The 21,154-nt window shown below is 60.8% G+C and carries 15 protein-coding genes; 3 read left to right on the top strand and 12 right to left on the bottom strand.

Features of this window, described 5'->3' with window-relative positions; all coding sequences use genetic code 11:
• Positions 1-28: 28 nt before the first annotated feature.
• Both ptsP and nagE read left to right on the top strand, forming a co-directional pair.
• A complete protein-coding gene (gene ptsP / locus H043_RS0105070; protein ID WP_027610961.1) occupies positions 29-2,542 on the top strand; it encodes a phosphoenolpyruvate--protein phosphotransferase in 2,514 nt (837 codons plus the stop codon).
• A 35-nt stretch (positions 2,543-2,577) separates the two neighbouring features.
• A complete protein-coding gene (gene nagE / locus H043_RS0105065) occupies positions 2,578-4,293 on the top strand; it encodes an N-acetylglucosamine-specific PTS transporter subunit IIBC (RefSeq protein WP_027610960.1) in 1,716 nt (571 codons plus the stop codon).
• Positions 4,294-4,375: 82 nt separating this feature from the next.
• Here the strand turns inward: nagE and H043_RS0105060 are convergent, their stop codons facing one another.
• From H043_RS0105060 to purL, 4 genes are all read right to left on the bottom strand, one after another.
• On the bottom strand, positions 4,376-4,669 hold the full coding sequence (locus tag H043_RS0105060; RefSeq protein WP_027610959.1) for a hypothetical protein: 294 nt from the start codon (positions 4,667-4,669) through the stop codon (positions 4,376-4,378).
• Between the two features lie 244 nt (positions 4,670-4,913).
• Positions 4,914-5,276 carry a DUF6124 family protein gene (locus H043_RS0105055; protein WP_027610958.1) on the bottom strand — a complete coding sequence of 121 codons (363 nt, stop codon included), beginning with the start codon at positions 5,274-5,276 and terminating at the stop codon, positions 4,914-4,916.
• A 1,083-nt stretch (positions 5,277-6,359) separates the two neighbouring features.
• Complete coding sequence (locus H043_RS0105050) at positions 6,360-6,671, bottom strand: YqfO family protein (RefSeq protein WP_027610957.1); 312 nt, start codon at positions 6,669-6,671, stop codon at positions 6,360-6,362.
• 5 nt (positions 6,672-6,676) lie between these two features.
• Positions 6,677-10,573: a phosphoribosylformylglycinamidine synthase gene (gene purL, locus H043_RS0105045; protein WP_027610956.1), complete on the bottom strand. Its 3,897-nt coding sequence runs from the start codon at positions 10,571-10,573 to the stop codon at positions 6,677-6,679.
• Between the two features lie 285 nt (positions 10,574-10,858).
• On the opposite strand from purL, the gene mltF reads away from it, so the two are divergent.
• On the top strand, positions 10,859-12,319 hold the full coding sequence (gene mltF, locus H043_RS0105040; RefSeq protein ID WP_081730185.1) for a membrane-bound lytic murein transglycosylase MltF: 1,461 nt from the start codon (positions 10,859-10,861) through the stop codon (positions 12,317-12,319).
• Between the two features lie 127 nt (positions 12,320-12,446).
• Here mltF and pdxJ read toward each other — a convergent pair whose 3' ends face one another.
• The 8 genes from pdxJ to lptF form a co-directional block, all read right to left on the bottom strand.
• Positions 12,447-13,190, bottom strand: coding sequence for a pyridoxine 5'-phosphate synthase (gene pdxJ, locus H043_RS0105035; protein WP_027610954.1), 744 nt, complete (start codon positions 13,188-13,190; stop codon positions 12,447-12,449).
• Between the two features lie 39 nt (positions 13,191-13,229).
• A complete protein-coding gene (recO, locus tag H043_RS0105030) occupies positions 13,230-13,919 on the bottom strand; it encodes a DNA repair protein RecO (RefSeq protein WP_007965159.1) in 690 nt (229 codons plus the stop codon).
• 168 nt (positions 13,920-14,087) lie between these two features.
• The gene (gene era, locus H043_RS0105025; protein WP_003221935.1) at positions 14,088-14,990 is read right to left on the bottom strand and encodes a GTPase Era; all 903 of its coding nucleotides are present in this window, start codon (positions 14,988-14,990) and stop codon (positions 14,088-14,090) included.
• Positions 14,983-15,672 (bottom strand): ribonuclease III, encoded by a 690-nt coding sequence (gene rnc / locus H043_RS0105020; RefSeq protein WP_024011703.1) that lies wholly within the window; start codon positions 15,670-15,672, stop codon positions 14,983-14,985. Before rnc ends, era begins: the two co-directional genes overlap by 8 nt.
• A 183-nt stretch (positions 15,673-15,855) precedes the next feature.
• Complete coding sequence (gene lepB, locus H043_RS0105015) at positions 15,856-16,710, bottom strand: signal peptidase I (RefSeq protein WP_025112167.1); 855 nt, start codon at positions 16,708-16,710, stop codon at positions 15,856-15,858.
• Positions 16,711-16,719: 9 nt separating this feature from the next.
• A complete protein-coding gene (gene lepA, locus H043_RS0105010) occupies positions 16,720-18,516 on the bottom strand; it encodes a translation elongation factor 4 (RefSeq protein WP_003221926.1) in 1,797 nt (598 codons plus the stop codon).
• A 172-nt stretch (positions 18,517-18,688) separates the two neighbouring features.
• Positions 18,689-19,750 (bottom strand): LPS export ABC transporter permease LptG, encoded by a 1,062-nt coding sequence (lptG, locus tag H043_RS0105005; protein WP_007965162.1) that lies wholly within the window; start codon positions 19,748-19,750, stop codon positions 18,689-18,691.
• Entirely contained in the window at positions 19,743-20,864 is a 1,122-nt protein-coding gene (gene lptF / locus H043_RS0105000) for an LPS export ABC transporter permease LptF (protein ID WP_027610953.1), read from the bottom strand. Before lptF ends, lptG begins: the two co-directional genes overlap by 8 nt.
• Positions 20,865-21,154: the final 290 nt, after the last annotated feature.

Raw genomic sequence — 21,154 nt, 5'->3', positions numbered from 1 at the left:
ATGACTGCACACCTGATGAGACCGAGCCATGCACAACAACAATAAAGAGCTGACCCTCAGCGCCCCGCTCAGCGGCCCGGTGCTCACGCTCGCCAAAGTCCCGGACGCGGTGTTCGCCAGCGGCGCGATGGGTGACGGCATCGCCATCGACCCGCTGAATGACACCCTGTATTCGCCCTGCGCCGGGGAGATCATCCACGTCGCCCGCACCGGCCACGCGCTGACCGTGCGCGCCGACAACGGCGCGGAAATCCTTCTGCACCTGGGCCTCGATACCGTTGAACTGAACGGCGAAGGCTTCTCGATGCTGGTCAAGGAAGGCACGCGGGTCAGCAACGGCCAGCCGTTGTTGCGCTATGACCTGGACAAGGTCGGCCAGCAGTGCAAAAGCCTGGTCAGCCTGTTGATCCTGACCAACAGCCAGGATTTCCAGGTGCGCCCGATCACACTCAAAGCGGTGAAGGTCGGCGAGCCGTTGCTGCACATTATTGCCCGCAACGGTGCGGCTGCGAATGTTGAAGAAACTGGCGGGCCTGAGGTGCGTGGGCAAGTGTTGGTGGCTCATCGCGGCGGTCTGCATGCGCGCCCTGCCGCACTGATTCGGCAGACCGCACAAGGCTTCAAGAGCCAGTCGCAGCTGCACTTCGCTGGTGAGTCGGCGCCGTGCAACAGCCTGATCGGGCTGATGGGACTGGCCATCGGCGAGCAGGATGAGGTGCAGGTCAGCTGTCAGGGGCCGGACGCCGAAGCCGCGCTGCAAGCCTTGCTCAATGCCTTGGCGACCGCCCTGCCCGATGATCATCACGCTGCTGCACCGGTCAACGCCGCACCGCGCAAACGCCCCGCCGAGGCTGGCGTATTGCAGGGTGTGTGCGCCGCACCGGGACTGGTCGGCGGGCCGCTGTTTCGCCTGAACGCGATCAGCCTGCCGGCAGATGCGGGCACTCATGCTCCGCTTGAGCAACTGCAGAAACTTGAAGCCGCGCTGAATCAGGTTCGCGGCGAAATCAACGCTACTCTCGCCCAAGCGAAAAAGCACAAGAGCACCGACGAAGAAGCGATCTTCGCCGCGCATCTGGCATTGCTCGAAGACCCGGCCCTGCTCGACACCGCGCAGCATTCCATCGACCAAGGCACGGCGGCGACTCATGCCTGGAGCCAGTCGATCGACCTGCAGTGCGAAGTACTGCAACACACCGGCAGCGCGCTGCTGGCCGAACGCGCCAACGACCTGCGCGACCTCAAGCAACGGGTGCTGCGCGCCCTGCTTGGCGAAGCCTGGCATTACGAAGTGCCGGCCGGGGCCATCGTCGCTGCGCATGAACTGACGCCGTCGGATCTGCTGCAACTCAGCGCGCAAGGTGTCGCCGGGTTGTGCATGGCCGAGGGCGGCGCGACTTCGCACGTGGCGATTCTGGCGCGCGGCAAAGGTCTGCCGTGCCTGGTTGCACTGGGCGCCGCATTACTCGATCAAGCACAGGGTCAGTCGGTGGTGCTGGATGCCGATGGCGGCCGCCTCGAACTGGCGCCGAGCACCGAACGCCTGGCCGAAGTACAACAGGCGCAAATCGAGCGTCAGCAACGCCGCGATGCGCAACAGGCCAAGGCGCATCTGCCCGCCGAAACCCGCAATGGCGTGGCGATCGAAGTGGTCGCCAATGTCGCCTCCAGCCATGAAGCGGCAGACGCATTTGCCAACGGTGCCGATGGCGTTGGCCTGCTGCGCACCGAGTTCCTGTTCGTCGACCGGCAGACCGCGCCGGACGTCGAAGAACAGCGCTCTGCCTACCAAGCCGTGCTCGATGCCATGGGCGAGCACTCGGTGATCATCCGCACCATCGATGTCGGCGGCGACAAGCAACTCGACTACCTGCCGCTGCCCGCCGAAGCCAACCCGGTCTTGGGCTTGCGTGGCATTCGTCTGGCCCAGGCCCGTCCGGAAATCCTAGATCAGCAACTGCGCGCACTGCTGCAAGTCAGCCCGCTACGCCGTTGCCGGATCCTGTTGCCGATGGTCACCGAAGTCGACGAACTGCTGCACATCCGCCAACGGGTCGATGCGCTGTGCCTGGAGTTGGGCATTAATCAGCGCCCGGAAATCGGCGTGATGATCGAAGTCCCCGCCGCCGCGCTGCAAGCCGAACAACTGGCCGAGCACGCCGACTTCCTGTCGATCGGCACCAACGACCTGTCGCAATACACCTTGGCCATGGACCGCGACCACGCCGGCCTCGCCGCTCGGGTCGATGCCCTGCACCCGGCGCTGCTGCGGCTGATCGCCATGACCTGCGCAGGTGCGGCGGTGCACAAGCGCTGGGTCGGCGTGTGCGGCGCCCTCGCCTCCGACCCACTGGCGACGCCGGTGTTGATCGGCCTCGGCGTGACCGAACTATCGGTGAGCCCGGTGCAGATCGGTGAAATCAAGGATCGCGTGCGCCAGTTGCACGAGGCCGAATGCCAACGCCTCAGCCTCGACCTGTTGAAGCTCAACAGCGCCGCTGCGGTACGTCACGCCTGCCACCAGCATTGGCCTCTGCACTAACAACAAGCTCTCTATAAAGAGCAGGGAGAACCACCATGTACCAACTCTTCATCGAAGGCCTGCAACGCCTCGGCCGTGCGCTGATGCTGCCAATCGCGATCCTGCCGATTGCCGGCCTGCTGCTGCGTCTGGGTGACACCGACCTGCTGAACATCGCGATCATCCACGATGCCGGGCAAGTGATCTTCGCCAACCTGGCAATGATCTTCGCCATCGGCATCGCTGTCGGTTTCGCCAAGGACAACAACGGCACCGCAGGCCTGGCCGGGGTGATCGGTTACCTGGTGATGATCTCCACCCTCAAGGTGCTCGACCCGAGCATCAACATGGGCATGCTCGCCGGGATTGTCAGCGGCCTGATGGCCGGCGCGCTGTACAACCGCTTCAAGGACATCAAGCTGCCGGAGTACCTGGCATTCTTCGGCGGCCGGCGCTTCGTGCCAATCGTCACCGGGTTCGCCGCCGTCGCGCTGGGCGTGGTATTCGGCTACATCTGGCCGCCGATCCAGCATGGCATCAACAGCTTCGGAGCCTTGATGATGGAAAGCGGCAGCATCGGTGCGTTCGTGTTCGGCGTGTTCAACCGCCTGCTGATCGTCACCGGCCTGCACCACATCCTCAACAACATGGCGTGGTTCGTGTTCGGCAACTTCACCGACCCGACTACCGGCGCACTGGTCACCGGCGACCTGTCACGCTACTTCGCCGGCGATCCAAAGGGCGGCCAGTTCATGACCGGCATGTTCCCGATGATGATCTTCGGCCTGCCTGCTGCGTGCCTGGCGATGTACCGCAACGCGCTGCCGGAGCGGCGCAAGGTCATGGGCGGGATCTTCCTGTCGATGGCCCTGACTTCGTTCCTTACCGGCGTGACCGAGCCCATCGAATTCGCCTTCATGTTCCTCGCCCCGCTGCTGTATCTGCTGCATGCGCTGCTGACCGGGTTGTCTATGGCGATCACCAATGCGCTGGACATCCATTTGGGTTTCACCTTCTCCGGCGGCTTCATCGACATGGTGCTGGGTTGGGGGCGTTCGACCAATGGCTGGCTGGTGATTCCGGTCGGGCTGGCGTACGCCGTGGTGTATTACGCGGTGTTTGATTTCTGTATCCGCCGCTTCAATCTGAAGACGCCGGGGCGTGAGGACGTGGCCGCCACCGAGAAGTCGGTGCTTACGGAAAACGAACGTGCCGCTGCGTACATCAAGGCCTTGGGCGGTGCCGAGAACCTGCTCACCGTTGGCGCCTGCACGACTCGTCTGCGCCTGGAAATGGTCGATCGCAACAAGGCATCCGATGCTGACTTGAAGGCTCTGGGTGCGATGGCCGTGGTTCGCCCGGGCAAGGGCGGCAGCTTACAGGTGGTGGTCGGGCCATTGGCCGACAGCATCGCCGACGAAATCCGCCTCGCCATGCCGGCGCTGGGGCGTGCGTTGGTGGCTGCGCCTGCAGTGGTGGTCGAGGAACCGAAAGCTGCAATGGTCGCTGCACCGGAAGCCCAGCAATGGCTGACGGCGTTGGGCGGTAGCGACAATGTGCTGCAGCTGGACTGCATCGCCCTGACCCGTATTCGCCTGCAATTGGCCGATGGAAAAGCGTTGTCCGAGGCTCAGTTGAAAGAGCTGGGTTGCCAGGGTGTCAGCCCGCTGGAGGGTGGGGTGTGGCATTTGTTGATTGGCGAGAAAGCGGCGAGTTTGAGTGGGGCGATTGAGGCGTTGGTGAACCGGAGTGAGGTCAGCGCCAAGGTATAACCCACAGCGAAACTCAACAGCCTCACTGATAAACGGAAAGCCGCTGGGCTGTGGAGCTCAGCGGCTTTTTATCAAGTGTTTACTAAGCCTTGACGGTGAACGTACGTGCTTGGGAGTGAAGGACCCGTCCTCTGGCCGTGATCGAATGAACCCCCAATGACAAAGCCGTCAAGATAAAGTGCCAATTGCCTGCAGCGTCAGCAACAACTCGCCCTTTCAAAGTAGCACCGTCGAAAATCTGGAGTTCATCGCCGGCAGACGCCAAGCCGCTCGACTGCACAACAGTGGAGGAGGTGGTACCGCCGTTTGGAATCTCCTCGCTTTGGCTGTCTTTCATGGAGGTAATTACCGGCACAGTGTTTTTTTCAGTAGACATAGCAAAATCCTTCTTACCTGTTGTGAATGGAAGTCTCATCAGACAGAAGTTTGCCGAATCGCACCACTGTCAGAAATTACAGGTAAGCGGTGGTTTCCGATGATTGGTCATCATCAAGACGAACCTAAGCATTGAATCCAAAACTTGATCGCCGACGGCCCGCTCCCACGTGAGGTCTCAATTCCCCAAAAAGGATATGAGACCCGCGACGGGACGAGCCGGTTTGCAATGATCATCCGATGAATCAGGTTCGCGGATCGACTCGATCCAGCGCTCGATTTACCGCCAGTTCGGCGAGCATGACGATTTGCTGAATCGCCAGTGCGGTACTGCGTTGCAGGCCGCTGAGTTCGCTGGCGAAGTTGCTGGCCATGGCACTGGCGCAGGCCAACGATTCGTAGGCGTGGGCCAGCAGGGTTTCTGTGTCGATGCTGGGGTTGACCAGGAACATCGTGCTGGGCTGATGCGCCTCAGCGGGTTGCGGGGTGAAGTAGAAATCGACAGCGCGCTTGATGGCTTCACGGTCTTTCGTCAGGTCTTCAACCCGGATGGCGTCGACGGGTGGAAGTGTGACTTTGTGGGGTGGGTCGGGGATCAGTTTGTCCAAAATTCAACTCCTGCTACGGCGTGTGAAGATGCCATCTTTCGCCGGATCTCACGCGGCAAAGAGGTGGCAGCTATGTGCAGGGTGAGATCCACCGGAGCAGGCAACCGGCCAGACCGAAGTCTGCCCGCACACAGCCGCCATAAAGCAGGCAGCAGATTGAGCTGGCGCCAATTATCGTGGTGTTGGCGCTAGTTGCAAGCATTCCGGGGATCTCACGCCCGGTCGCTGAATTGGCAGCGACAGACGAAGCCTAGAGACCGGACGTCCGAGGGACAACCTGAAAACCTTGTGGGAAGGTTCTTATGATTCCACACATTTTTAAACACAAAACATCCCACTGTAGGAGCTGCCGAAGGCTGCGATCTTTTGACTTTGGCTTTCCACAATCAAAGGCAAGATCAAAAGATCGCAGCCTTCGGCAGCTCCTACAGGTGAGTACTGCATCAGATAGAAATTGGTCGGCTGTCAGGCCGCCATCGCTGGCAAGCCAGGCTCCCACAGGGGTTGTGGGCATCTGCAAGAGTTAGGTTGTCTGTCAGATTGCCTTCGCGAGCAAGCTCGCTCCCACAGAAAAGCAAAAGCAAAAACGGCGCTGCCCCGCTTCGCTCCTCACCACTCAACAGGATGAGCGCAAGCTCGGCTGTCGCTCTTGATCTTGATCCACGGGCGACGTCGGAAGGCTGAGTGGAGGGATTGATCCGGGCGTGGGAGCGCAGCGACCGTTTGGCGCAGCCAAACACAGCGAGAGGAGGTGCAGCGAAGCAAACCGGAGGCGCTGCGCCCGGATCAATACCGGAGCGAAGGGACCCGAGCCTCAGCGAGCGGGCCGAACGTAGGAGCAAGCGTTTTTGGTTACTTTTGAGGCGTTTGTCAAAAGTGACCCGCCGTAAGGGCGGAACCCTAAGCAGCCGTTACCGCAGCAACGGATATGTACCCGATCAGTCAGAACATCATCGCCTGATCCGACGCCTTCGCGAGCAGGCTCGCTCCCACATTGAACCCCATTGCCCGGAAAATCGCAGCCAACAAAAAACCCGCAGACAATCACTCATCTGCGGGTTTTCCGTTCCAGCGGCAAAAAGATCAGAAATCCTCCAGCCGCCACACCTCATAAGCCGGCGTCTCGTAAGGGTGGCTCAACTTCAAAGCAGCCACCACATCACCAATCAAAGCGTCACAAACCACAAGCTCAACCTTCCATTCCTCAACCCGCTCAACCTGTCCCGTTTCACCAATGAACGGCTGACTGCCGTCCAAAGGTCGAAACTGGCCCAGACCAAGCACCTGCCACGCACAGTGGTCATAGTCACCGATCCGCCCACCACCGGCAGCGAACACAGCCCCTTTGACCACCTCGACATGACTGTCAGGAACAAAAAACGCCAGCTTATACACGACGATCAGTTAACCCAAACGCGTGCATTACGGAACATACGCATCCAAGGTGCGTCCTCGTTCCAGTCCTCCGAACGCCACGAGTTCTGCACGGCACGGAACACACGCTCCGGGTGCGGCATCATGATCGTCACACGGCCATCACGGCTGGTGAGACCGGTAATCCCGCGCGGCGAACCGTTCGGGTTGGCCGGATACGACTCAGTGACCTTGCCATGGTTGTCGACGAAACGCATCGCCACGCAACCGGACAGATCGGCTTCCAGCAAGGCTTCTTCGCTGGAGAACTCGGCATGGCCTTCACCGTGCGCGATGGCGATCGGCATACGCGAACCGGCCATGCCCTGCAGGAAGATCGAGTTCGACTCCTGGATCTGCACCATCGCCACGCGCGCTTCGAACTGCTCGGAGCGGTTGCGCACGAAATGCGGCCAGAACTCGCTGCCCGGGATCAGCTCGTGCAGGTTGGACATCATCTGGCAACCGTTGCACACACCGAGGGTGAAGCTGTCGTTACGCTCGAAGAAGCCCTGGAACGCATCGCGGGCACGGCTGTTGAACAGCGCCGACTTGGCCCAGCCTTCACCGGCGCCAAGTACGTCGCCGTAGGAGAAACCACCGCAGGCCACCAGACCTTTGAACTCGTTCAGGTCGACGCGGCCAGCGAGAATGTCGCTCATGTGCACGTCGATCGCGTTGAAACCGGCACGGTCGAACGCTGCGGCCATTTCCACCTGACCGTTGACGCCCTGCTCACGCAGCACGGCAACCTGTGGGCGGATGCCTTTCTTGATGTAAGGCGCGGCGATGTCCTGGTTGACGTCGTAGCTCAGCTTGACGCTCAGGCCCGGGTTGTCTTCTTCCAGCAGCGCGTCGAATTCTTGCTCGGCGCAGTCGGCGTTATCGCGCAGACGCTGGATCTGGTAGCTGGTCTCGGCCCACTGACGTTGCAGCAGACGACGCTGGCCTTCGAACACCGTGTCACCGTTGAAGGTGATGTTGATCTGGCCGTTGTTGATAGGCTGACCGATCACCGACACGCAGTCACCCAGACCGGCCGCGCTGAACTGCGCGAGGATGTCTGGCGTGGCGTCCTGACGAACCTGGATCACCGCACCCAGTTCTTCGTTGAACAGGATTGCGGCGATTTCTGCCGAGTTTTCGGCAACGCTGTCCAGGTTCAGGCTCAGACCGCAGTGGCCGGCGAACGCCATTTCCACCACGGAGGTCAGCAGACCACCGTCGGAACGGTCGTGGTAAGCCAGCAGGTGACCGTCGGCGTTGAGGCCCTGGATCACCGCGAAGAAGGCCTTCAGGTCTTCGGCGTCATCAACGTCCGGCGCGTGTTTGCCGAGCTTGCCGTGAACCTGTGCGAGGATCGAGGCACCCATGCGGTTCTGACCGCGACCGAGGTCGATCAGGATCAGGTCGGTGGTGCCCTTGTCCATGCGCAGTTCCGGGGTCAGGGTCTGACGGATGTCAGCCACTGGGGCGAAACCGGTCACGATCAGCGACATCGGCGAGGTCACGGTTTTTTCTTCGCCGTTGTCGTTCCAGCGGGTGGCCATGGACATGGAGTCCTTGCCCACCGGAATGGTGATGCCCAGCTCAGGGCACAGTTCCATGCCGACCGCTTTCACGGTGTCGTACAGACGCGCGTCTTCGCCCGGGTGGCCGGCAGCGGACATCCAATTCGCCGACAGTTTGATGTCGGAGATCTTGTTGATGCGCGAAGCGGCAATGTTGGTCAGGGTTTCGCCGATGGCCATGCGGCCCGACGCCGGAGCGTCCAGCAGCGCCAGCGGAGTGCGCTCGCCCATGGCCATCGCTTCACCGGTGTAGACGTCGAAACTGGTGGCGGTGACGGCGACGTCGGCCACCGGTACCTGCCATGGGCCAACCATCTGGTCACGGGCCACGAGGCCGGTGATGGTGCGGTCGCCGATGGTGATCAGGAAGCTTTTGCTCGCCACGGCCGGGTGATGCAGGACGCGCTCGATGGATTCGCTGATGTCGAGGTTCGACGGATCGAAATCGTCGCCCAGCTCGGCTTCGCGAACCACCGAACGGTGCATGCGCGGCGCCTTGCCCAGCAACACTTCCAGCGGCATGTCCACCGGGTTGTTGCCGAAGTGGCTATCCGTGACAGTAAGCTGCGGCTCGGCAGTGGCTTCGCCGACCACGGCAAACGGGCAACGCTCACGTTCGCAGATCGCCTTGAAGCGCTCGAAGTCGGCCGGGCCGACCGCCAGAACGTAACGTTCCTGAGATTCGTTGGACCAGATTTCGTGCGGGGCCATGCCCGGCTCGTCATTTGGAATGTTGCGCAGTTCGAAACGGCCACCACGGTCGCCGTCGTTGACCAGTTCCGGGAAGGCGTTGGACAGACCGCCCGCACCCACGTCGTGGATGAAGCTGATCGGGTTCTTGTCGCCCAGTTGCCAGCAACGGTCGATGACTTCCTGGCAGCGACGCTCCATCTCAGGGTTTTCACGCTGTACGGAAGCGAAGTCGAGATCCGCCGAGCTGGTGCCGGTGGCCATCGAGGACGCAGCACCGCCGCCCAGACCGATCAGCATTGCCGGGCCGCCAAGCACGATCAGCTTGGAGCCGACCAGAATCTCGCCTTTCTTGACGTGTTCTTCGCGGATGTTGCCCATGCCGCCGGCGAGCATGATCGGCTTGTGGTAGCCACGAACTTCGTCACCGTGCGGGGTGGTGATCGACTGTTCGAAGGTACGGAAGTAGCCAGTCAGGGCCGGACGACCGAATTCGTTGTTGAATGCGGCGCCGCCCAGCGGGCCTTCGATCATGATGTCCAGCGCGGTAACGATGCGCTCAGGCTTGCCGTACGGCACTTCCCACGGCTGTTCGAAGCCCGGGATCTGCAGGTTGGACACGGTGAAACCGGTCAGGCCGGCCTTTGGCTTGGCGCCACGACCGGTTGCACCTTCGTCGCGGATCTCGCCACCGGAACCGGTGGAGGCACCCGGGAACGGGGCGATCGCGGTCGGGTGGTTGTGGGTTTCGACCTTCATCAGGATGTGCACCGGCTCCTGCACCGCGCCGTACTGGCGGGTTTCCGGATCCGGGAAGAAGCGGCCGGCGACGTTTCCGACGATCACCGAAGCGTTGTCCTTATAAGCGGACAGCACGCCTTCGTTGTGCATCTGATAGGTGTTCTTGATCATGCCGAACAGGCTTTTTTCCTGGCTTTCGCCGTCAATATCCCAACTGGCGTTGAAGATCTTGTGGCGGCAGTGCTCGGAGTTGGCCTGGGCGAACATCATCAGTTCGATGTCGTGCGGGTTGCGCTTGAGACCGTTGAAGGCGTTGACCAGATAATCGATCTCGTCTTCGGCCAGGGCCAGGCCCAGCTCGGTGTTGGCCTTTTCCAGCGCGGCGCGGCCGCCACCAAGAATGTCGATCGCGGTCAGCGGCTTCGGCTCGGCGTGGCTGAACAGACCGGCGGCCTGCTCCAGATTGCCCAGAACGATCTGGGTCATGCGGTCATGCAGCACGTCGGCGATTTGCTGGGCCTCGGCGTCGCTGAACTGGCCGGCCACGTAGAACGCGATGCCGCGTTCCAGGCGCTGGATCTTGCTCAGGCCGCAGTTGCGGGCGATGTCGCTGGCCTTGCTCGACCATGGCGAGATGGTGCCGAAACGCGGCAACACCAGAAACAGACGACCGGTCGGCTCTTGTACCGGAACGCTTGGGCCGTACTTCAGAAGGCGCGCAAGCACCTGCTGTTCGTCGCCGGTCAGGACGCCGGTGACTTCGGCGAAGTGAGCGAATTCAGCATACAGGCCACTGACAGCTGGAACCTTCTGGCTCAGTTGCTCAAGGAGTTTGCTGTGGCGAAAGGCAGAAAGGGCAGGAGCGCCGCGCAGGATCAACATCTTCGGGACAGCCTCGGGAAGGGGTGTGCTTTGAGGCCGTGCATTCTAGCCTAAACCGCCCTCAACATCACCCGAAACGCTACGCACGGTTGCACTCGGATATCAATCTGTGTTTCTGCCTTTGAAGTCAAATTTAAAGGGTGTGCGAGCAGCGCTTATTTTTTCTGTCACAAAATGCCGTTCAGCCCCATTCCTGCGGGGTTTCGTGCGGTTTTGTGACGTCTAGCAGACAAGCCGCTCACTGTCGAGATATGGCGCCCGCAGCCGTTTGCGTATACTGCGCAGATGTTTTTCCCAACGGCTTTGCGTCCGCGGTACGCCAAATGGCTGATCGCAACCGGACTCTTCCTGATGCTCGGTGGCTGTGTTGATAAACCCAACACACTCGAGCGCGTAAAGGAGGATGGTGTGCTGCGGGTGATTACCCGTAACAGCCCCGCCACCTACTTTCAGGATCGCAGCGGTGAAACCGGCTTCGAATACGAGCTGGTGAAGCGCTTCGCCGACGATTTGGGGGTTGAACTGAAGATCGAGACCGCCGACAACCTCGATGACCTGTTCAACCAGATCGGCAAGCCGAACGGCCCGGTGCTGGCGGCGGCAGGTCTGGTCAGCAGCGAGGATCGCAAGAAGCAGGTGCGGTTTTCCCACTCCTACCTCGAAGTCACCCCGCAGATCATCTACCGCAACGGCCAGTCGCGCCCTACCGATCCAGGTGATCTGGTCGGCAAGAAGATCATGGTGCTCAAGGGCAGCACCCACGCCGAACAACTGGCGGAGCTGAAAAAGAAATTTCCAGGCATCGAATACGAAGAATCCGACGCCGTTGAAGTGGTCGACCTGTTGCGCATGGTCGATGAAGGCCAGATCGACCTGACGCTGGTCGACTCCAACGAAGTGGCGATGAACCAGGTGTACTTCACCAACATCCGCGTGGCCTTCGACCTCGGCGATGCGCGCAGCCAGAGCTGGGCGGTGGCTGCTGGCGAAGACAACAGCCTGCTCAACGAGATCAACGCCTACCTCGACAAGGTGCAGAAGAACGGCACCTTGCAGCGCCTGAAAGACCGTTATTACGGCCATGTCGATGTCCTCGGCTACATGGGCGCCACCACCTTCGCCCAGCACTTGCAGCAGCGCCTGCCCAAATACGAACAGCACTTCAAGACCTACGCCAAGAAAGAGAAAGTCGACTGGCGCCTGCTGGCGGCCATCGGTTATCAGGAATCGCTGTGGCAACCGGCAGTCACTTCGAAAACCGGCGTGCGCGGTTTGATGATGCTGACCCAGAACACCGCTCAGGCGATGGGCGTGTCGAACCGTCTCGATCCCAAGCAAAGCATCATGGGCGGCGCCAAGTACCTGGCCTACATGAAGGATCAGCTCGACGAATCGATTCAGGAGCCGGACCGCACCTGGTTTGCGCTGGCGGCGTACAACGTCGGCAGCGGTCACCTCGATGACGCACGCAAACTGGCGTCCCGCGAAGGCCTGAACCCGGACAAGTGGCTGGACGTGAAGAAGATGCTGCCGCGCCTGTCGCAGAAGCAGTGGTACAGCAAGACCCGCTACGGCTACGCCCGGGGCGGCGAGCCAGTGCATTTCGTGGCGAACATCCGTCGCTACTACGACATCCTGACCTGGGTGACCCAGCCGCAGCTTGAAGGCGATCAGGTGGCCGAGGGCAATCTGCATGTGCCGGGGATCGACAAGACCAAGCCGGCGCAGGAGCCTGCCCCGCTCTAACCAACAGCATAAATCCAATGTGGGAGCGGGCTTGCTCGCGAAGGCGGTGTGTCAGTCGACATATTCTTTGACTGATACACCGCCTTCGCGAGCAAGCCCGCTCCCACATTGGGTTCTGGGGTGTTGCTTAGTGCTTGGCGGCCGCCAGAATCAGCGTTTTCATCTCGGAAACAGCTGACTTAAAGCCCACGAACAACGCATGCGCCACCAGCGCATGGCCGATGTTCAATTCGTTGATGCCCTTGATCGCCGCCACAGCTTCGACGTTGTGATAATGCAGGCCATGCCCGGCGTTGACGATCAGGCCCTGCGCCAGACCAAACGCCACGCCGTCCGCCACACGCTTCAGCTCTTCAGCGACTTCGATCGGAGTTTCGGCATCAGCGTAACGCCCGGTATGCAGTTCGATGGCCGGCGCGCCAACGCGCTTCGAAGCAGCGATCTGACGTTCGTCAGCATCGATGAACAGCGACACTTCGCTGCCGATCTTCGACAGGCGCTCGACCGCTGCCCTGATGCGTTCTTCCTGCCCCGCTACATCCAGACCGCCTTCAGTGGTCAGTTCCTGACGGGTTTCCGGGACGAGGCAGATGTGCGCCGGACGGATGCGCTCGGCGAACGCCATCATTTCTTCGGTGACGCCCATTTCGAAATTCATGCGGGTCTGCAGCACATCCTTGAGCAGCAGCACGTCGCGCTCCTGAATGTGCCGGCGGTCTTCGCGCAGGTGCACGGTGATGCCATCGGCGCCCGCCTCTTCCGCGTCCAGCGCTGCCTTGACCGGATCCGGGTAGCGTGTGCCACGGGCCTGACGCAGGGTGGCGACGTGGTCGATGTTCACGCCAAGAAGAATGCGATTGCTGGTGGTCACGGATGCGCTCCTGAAGGGAAAGATTCGGCGCACAGCATATCAGGGCTTGCGAAATAGCTCGCGGCTGACGAGGGGGCGACCGCCCAAGTGCACGGCGAGTGCCTGACGCATCAGGCGCTTGGCCGCCGACAGTGCGCCGGGAGCGGTCCAGTCGGCTTCGGCCATGGCCAGCAGTTCGGTGCCGTTGAACAGGCCCGGCTGCAACAGAAACACCCGTTCAAGTCCGGCGTCCACTTGCAGACGATACAGACCGTCCGGCGCGACCGGTTCGCTGTGGATATCGGTGTTCAGGGAGAAGCCGTAACCGAGATCGTCCAACAGGCGCCATTCGAAAGAACGCAGTAGCGGCTCCAACGGGCGACCCTCGGCCAGGGCCAGCAGTGTTGCAGCGTAATGGTCGAACACCGCCGGGTGCGGGTCTTCGGCAGGCAGCAGGCGGATCAGCAGCTCATTGAGATAGAGGCCACTGAACAGCGCCTCACCGACCATCCAGGTCGCGTTGCCGGCACTTTCCATGCGCCCGACATTCTTCAGCTCACCCTTGCCACGAAACTCGACTTCCAGCGGCACGAACGGTCGCGCCAGTGTCCCGGCCTTGCCCCGCGCACTGCGCAACACTGCCCGCAGCCGCCCTTGCGGCGTGAGGAAGTCGACCAGCGCGCTGGTTTCGCGGTAAGCGCGCGAATGCAGGACGTAGGCGAGTTGGGCGGGAGGTGGGGTTTGCGACATGGAGTTCTCGATGAAGAAACGCGGTTTTTACACACCACCCAAAAACCAAATGTGGGAGCGAGCCTGCTCGCGAAAGCGGAGTGACAGTCAACATCAATGCTGAATGTTACTTCCCTTCGCGAGCAGGCTCGCTCCCACAGTGGGTATCGGTGTTCTCAGGAACGGTGATTACAGATCGCCGTAACCCAGCGAACGCAGAGCACGCTCGTCGTCGGACCAGCCGCCCTTCACCTTGACCCACAGGTTGAGCATGATCTTGGAGTCGAACAGCAGCTCCATGTCCTTGCGCGCCTCGGTGCCGATGCGCTTGATGCGCTCGCCCTTGTCGCCAATGATGATTTTCTTCTGGCCGTCACGCTCGACGAGGATCAGCGCGTGGATGTGCAGGGTCTTGCCCTGCTGCTTGAACTCTTCGATCTCGACGGTGATCTGGTACGGCAGCTCGGCGCCCATCTGGCGCATGATTTTCTCGCGCACCAGTTCAGCGGCAAGGAAACGGCTGCTGCGGTCGGTGATCTGGTCTTCCGGGAAGAAGTGATCGTTCTCCGGCAGATGATCGGCGATGACCTTTTCCAGCGCGTCGAGGTTGTGCCCGTGCTGCGCGGAAATCGGGATGATCTGTGCGTTCGGCAGCTGTTCCTGCAACCACGACAGGTGCGGCATCAGCTCGGCCTTGTCTTCGATGCGGTCGGTCTTGTTCAATGCGACGATCAGCGGCCCGGTCACGTACTGCACGCGCTCCAGCACCATCTGGTCTTCTTCGGTCCACTTGGTGCGATCGACCACGAAGATCACCACGTCGACGTCTTTCAATGCTGCCGAAGCGGTTTTGTTCATGTAGCGGTTCAGGGCCTTTTCGCCCCCCTTGTGCATGCCGGGGGTGTCGACGTAGATCGCCTGCACGTCACCCTCGGTCTTGATCCCGAGCATGTTGTGACGAGTGGTCTGCGGCTTGCGCGAGGTGATCGCGAGCTTCTGGCCGAGGATGTGATTCAGCAATGTCGATTTGCCGACGTTGGGACGGCCGACGATGGCAACGTAGCCACAGCGAGTTGCGTTTGTATCAGTCATTGCCATTCTCCACGCCCAGGGCAATCAGTGCTGCGGCGGCCGCTACCTGTTCGGCAATACGACGGCTCACACCCTGACCTCGGCTTTTTTCATTCAATAAGACCACTTCGCACTCGACGAAGAAGGTACGGCAGTGCGGCTCACCCTGGATATCCACCACTTCGTAGCGTGGCAGTTCGCAACCGCGCGATTGCAGGTGTTCCTGCAGTCGGGTCTTGGGATCCTTGTTGGTGTCGACCAGCGTCAGGCCTTCGAACTCACCGGCCAGCCAGGCCAGTACCCGCTCGCGAGCGACGTCCATGCCGGCATCGAGGTAGATCGCACCGATCAGCGCTTCGAGGGCATCGGCCAGAATCGATTCGCGACGGAAGCCACCGCTTTTCAGTTCGCCCGAGCCCAGACGCAGGTAGTCGCCCAAGTCGAAACCACGGGCCAGCACAGCCAGTGTCTCACCCTTCACCAAACGTGCGCGCAAACGCGACAACTGGCCTTCGCGGGCCAGCGGGAAGCGATCGAACAGCGCCTCGCCAGCGACGAAGTTGAGGATGGCATCGCCGAGGAATTCCAGGCGTTCGTTATTACGCCCGGCAAAGCTGCGGTGCGTGAGGGCCAGCAGCATCAGCTCCTGATCCTTGAAGGTGTAACCGAGCTGGCGCTCGAGACGGCTTAGAGAAACGCTCACGGTTTACCCACGCTGAGTTCGTGGCTGGATTCCACTGCCATCGCCGGGGTACGGCGCAGGCCTGGGACAATTAACGCTGTGTTCAAAAATGACGTCCTGAATATCGTGGCTTCATGCCCTGGTGCCGATTTGTGTCGACTCCAGAAATGCATTCGGCGCTGTGGTCAACAGCGCCGTGATTGATTACTTGATCAGGCCAACCCGCGAGAAATTCGGCAGGTGGCTGAGTTTCGGTTCCGGCCAGCTCATCCAGACAGCGAAGGCTTTGCCGACGATATTCTGGTCGGGAACCATGCCCAGCAGATCCTTGGGAATGTTCGGGTCATCCCAGTAGCGACTGTCGTTGGAGTTGTCGCGGTTGTCGCCCATCATGAAGTAGTGCCCGGCCGGCACGGTCCAGGTATGGTCCGGGGTAGCACGGTAGCGGCTCATTTCCTTGCGGATCAGGTGCTCGGCGGCGCCGAGTTTTTCCTTGTAGAGCTCCGCGCTGCCCAGCGTGCCCGGCTCGGAGCCGACCAGTTGCTCGGCAATCGACTCGCCATTGACCAACAGACGCTTGTCGGCGGTGTAACGCACCGTGTCGCCCGGCAGGCCGACTACACGCTTGATGTAGTTGACGTTCGGGTCGCTCGGGTAGCGGAACACCATCACATCGCCACGCTGTGGATCACCGACTTCGATGATTTTCTTGTCGATCACCGGCAGGCGGATCCCGTAAGAAAACTTGTTCACCAGAATGAAGTCGCCGACGTCCAGGGTCGGTTTCATCGAGCCGGACGGGATCTGGAACGGTTCCACCAGGAACGAACGCAGCACCAGCACGATGAACAGCACCGGAAAGAACGACTTGCCGTATTCGACCAGCAACGGCTCTTTGTTCAGCTTCTCGACCACCACGGGCTCGGGCTGGCTGACACTGCCTTGATAAGAGGCAATGGCAGCACGCCGACGCGGCGCCAGGAACAGCAGATCGAGCAACGCCAACAGGCCGCAGACGAACACGGCGATGACCAGCAACAGCGGGAAATTTAGTGACATAGGACCTGACTATTCCAACCTGAGCACGGCAAGGAAGGCTTCTTGTGGAATTTCCACGTTGCCGACCTGCTTCATGCGTTTCTTACCGGCCTTTTGCTTTTCAAGCAGCTTTTTCTTACGGCTTACGTCACCGCCGTAGCATTTGGCCAATACGTTCTTTCTGAGTGCCTTGACGGTGGTCCGGGCAACGATCTGACCGCCAATGGCCGCCTGGATCGCCACGTCGAACATCTGACGAGGAATCAGTTCTTTCATCTTCTCGGTCAACTGGCGACCTTTGAAGTGCGAATTGTCACGGTGCACGATCAACGCCAGGGCGTCGACCTTGTCACCGTTGATCAGCACGTCCAGTTTCACCAGATTAGCCGATTGGTAACGATCGAAATGGTAATCCAGCGAAGCATAGCCACGGCTGGTGGATTTGAGACGGTCGAAGAAGTCCAGGACCACTTCGTTCATCGGCAGGTCGTAGGTCACCTGGACCTGATTGCCGAGGAACAGCATGTCGACCTGTACGCCGCGTTTCTCGATGCACAGGGTGATGACGTTGCCCAGGTGCTCCTGCGGAACCAGAATGTTGGCACGCACGATTGGCTCGCGCATGTCTTCGATGGCCGACACATCCGGAAGCTTGGATGGGTTGTCGACGTAAATCGTTTCACCGGTTTTCAGTACCAGCTCGAAAATTACCGTTGGCGCGGTGGTGATCAGGTCCAGGTCGTATTCGCGCTCGAGGCGCTCCTGGATGATCTCCATGTGCAGCATGCCGAGGAACCCGCAACGGAAGCCGAAGCCCAGTGCGTCGGAGCTTTCCGGGGTGTACTGCAGCGACGAGTCGTTCAGGGTCAGTTTCTGCAGCGCTTCGCGGAAGTCCTCGAAGTCGTCGGAGCTGACCGGGAACAGACCGGCGTAAACCTGTGGCTGAATGCGTTTGAAACCGGGCAGAACCGGTACATCCGGAGTCGAGCTCAGGGTCAGGGTGTCACCGACCGGTGCACCGTGAATGTCCTTGATGCTGGCGATGATGAAGCCCACTTCGCCAGCCTTGAGGTCAGCGGTGGCGGTATGTTTCGGGTTGAATACACCGACGCTGTCGACCAGGTGGATCTTGCCGGTGGACTTCACCAGGATCTTGTCGCCCTTCTTCACGCGGCCATGACGCACGCGCACCAGGGAAACAACGCCCAGGTAGTTGTCGAACCAGGAGTCGATGATCAACGCTTGCAGCGGATCTTCGATGTTGCCGGTCGGCGCAGGAATGGTCGCGACCAGACGCTCGAGCACTTCGTCGACACCCAGGCCGGTCTTGGCGCTGCAGGTGACGGCGTCGGTGGCGTCGATGCCGATGATCTTCTCGATCTCGTCCTTGACGCGGTCAGGCTCGGCCTGTGGCAGGTCGATCTTGTTCAGCACCGGCATGACCTCGAGGCCCTGCTCGATGGCGGTGTAGCAGTTGGCCACGGACTGGGCTTCAACACCCTGACCGGCATCGACCACCAGCAACGCCCCTTCACACGCGGCCAGGGAACGGCTGACTTCGTAGGTGAAGTCGACGTGGCCCGGGGTGTCAATGAAGTTCAGCTGGTAGGTGACGCCATCTTTGGCTTTGTAATAGAGAGTAACGCTGTGGGCCTTGATGGTGATCCCGCGTTCGCGCTCCAGATCCATGGAATCCAGTACCTGGGCTTCCATTTCACGCTCGGCCAGGCCACCGCACATCTGGATGAAACGGTCAGCCAGCGTCGACTTGCCATGGTCAATGTGGGCGATGATGGAGAAATTGCGGATATGACTCAAATCACTCACGGATCAACACTCAAAAAGGCTGCAGGCTTGGCCCGCCGAAAAATAGCCGGGAATTGTACCTGATACACGGCGCAAGCGTCACGTTCGCCTGTCACCCGGATTGCATACGAAAACGCCCCGATCTGTCGACCGAGGCGTTTTCGCGGTTACAGCGTTGGCAACAACGCGGCCATCAGCCGGCCCGTCGCAGCAACCACACACCCGCCAGCGCACAGACCGTGGCCGGCACCAGCACCGCGAACAGCGGCGAGAAGCCGAACACCAGGCTCGACGGGCCGAGCAGATCCTGGACGATGCGGAAGGTGAAGCCCACCAGCACACCGGTGAACACTCGCTGACCGAGGGTGACCGAGCGCAACGGACCGAAGATGAAGGAGATCGCCATCAGCACCAGCGCGGCGGTGACCAGCGGCTGCAACACCTTGACCCAAAATGCCAGCCAATAGCGGCCATTGCTCAGGCCTTGATCCGCCAGATAGTGGATGTAGCCCCACAGACCGGAAATCGACAGCGACTCAGGCGCCATCACCACCGTGTTGAGCAATTGCGGGCTCAGCGACACGTCCCACTCCTCGCTCGGCGCGTTCACCACTTCGGTGCTGCGCTCATGGAAGACCGTGGTGGTCACGTCGCTGAGCAGCCAGCGTTTGCCGTCGAACTCCGCACGCTTGGCGAAGCTGGAGCTGAGCAGGTGGCGCTCTTTGTCGAAGTGATAGCGGGTCACGCCATACAACAGGCCGTCGGGTTGCACGGCGTTGATATGGATGAATTCCTCACCCTGACGGTGCCACATGCCGTGCTTGGCGCTCTGCGCGTCGCCGCTGCCTTGCGCCAGCGAGCGATTGGCCTGAGCCATGCTTTCGGTGGCCGGTGCCACGTACTCGCCGATCAGCACGCCAGCCAGCATCAGCACCAGCATTGGCTTCATGACCGCCCAGACGATGCGCCCGATGGACACACCCGCGGCACGCATGACCGTCAGTTCGCTGCTGCTGGCCAGACTGCCGAGGCCGATCAGACAGCCGATCAGCGCGGCCATCGGCAGCATTTCATACAGGCGACGCGGTGCGGTGAGCAGGACAAAGCTCAGCACATCGGTCAGCGTGTAGGTATCGCTGACGTCGCTCATCTCGTCGATGAAGGCAAACAGGGTCGCCAGACCCAGAATGATCGCCAGCACGGCGATGATCGCCACGAATACGCTGCTGCCGATGTAGCGGTCGAGTTTAACCACGGGCCACCTCCAGCGCTGCGCTGCGACGGCTGGCCAGCTTCAGGCGCAACGGCTCCCAGTACAGCAGGCCGAGACCGATGACCAGGAATATCCCGTGCACCCACCACAGTCCCAGCGCCGCTGGAATCTTGCCTTTTTCGAGGGCGCCGCGGGCGGCAATCAGGATGGTCAGGTAAGCCATATAAAGAAGAATCGCCGGCAGCAGCTTCAGGAAACGGCCCTGACGCGGATTGACCCGCGACAGCGGCACCGCCATCAGGGTCACGATGAACACCAGCAACGGCAGGGAAATCCGCCATTGCAGTTCGGCCTTGGAACGCTCGTCGTCGGCGCCCAGCAGGGTCGAAGTCGGGATCGCGTCACGGTCGGTGACTTCGTCACTGGCATCCGGTTTTGGCAGCAATACGCCGTAGGTGTCGTATTTGATCGCGCGGTAATCGGCCTGACCCGGGCTGCCGTCATAGCGATAGCCGTTGTGCAGGATCAGATAGCGGTTGCCGTCCGAGTGAACTTCCTGGCGGCCTTTTTCGGCCACCAGCACGGAAATCCCGCGGTCCTTCTGATCGGAGCCGAGGTTTTTCTGCGAGATGAACACGCCACCGAGGTTGACGCGATCGTCGGTCAGGCTTTCGGTGTAGGTCACCCGAGTGCCGTCACGCAACGCCTGGAAACGGCCAGGTTCGAGGGTATCGAATTCGGTCAGGGCGTCCTGCTTGTTCAGCAGCAGCTGGAACTGGTTGGCGCCCTGCGGGGCCAGACTCAGGCTCAGCCACGCCACCACCAGTGCCACCAGCGTTGCCGGGAACAGGGTCATGCGCAGCAGACGCTGCTGACTCATGCCGGTGGCCGAGAGCACGGTCATTTCGCTTTCGAGGTACAACCGGCCGTAAGCCAGCAGGATCCCGAGAAACAGACCCAACGGCAGGATCAGTTGCATGAAACCCGGCAGACGGTAACCCATGATCAGGAACAGCGATCCCGGATCGAGTTGGCCCGCAGCGGCCTGGGCAAGGTATTTGATGAAGCGACCGCTCATGATGATGACCAGCAGCACGGCGCTGACGGCGCTCAGGGTCAACATCACTTCACGGGATAGATAACGGAAGACGATCAAACCAGACACTCCAGGGTTGTCAGGCTAAGGCGGCCAAACAAGCAAATGTTTCGAGCGACCCGCAAGGCAGAGCCGTCGAAAAAAGATGCGGCATTATCCTGTGATTGAGGGCGCCTGTCACTGCGCACACTCACCCAAGCGTAGATTCCGTTGAAGATCGCACAACCGAGGGTTGTCAGGCGCGGTGAGCGAGGTTCAAACTGCCGCCTTCGTCGCAGGCACAGACCTGCGCCTCTTCTATCTATAAGCAGGCGACTGCGGACACCGTCGAACGCCTGTGTGTTGACCAT

It is taken from the genome of Pseudomonas sp. URIL14HWK12:I6 (genome assembly GCF_000514195.1).
Classification (GTDB): Bacteria; Pseudomonadota; Gammaproteobacteria; order Pseudomonadales; family Pseudomonadaceae; genus Aquipseudomonas; species Aquipseudomonas putida_A.
This window is presented reverse-complemented; position numbering and strand designations above follow the sequence as displayed.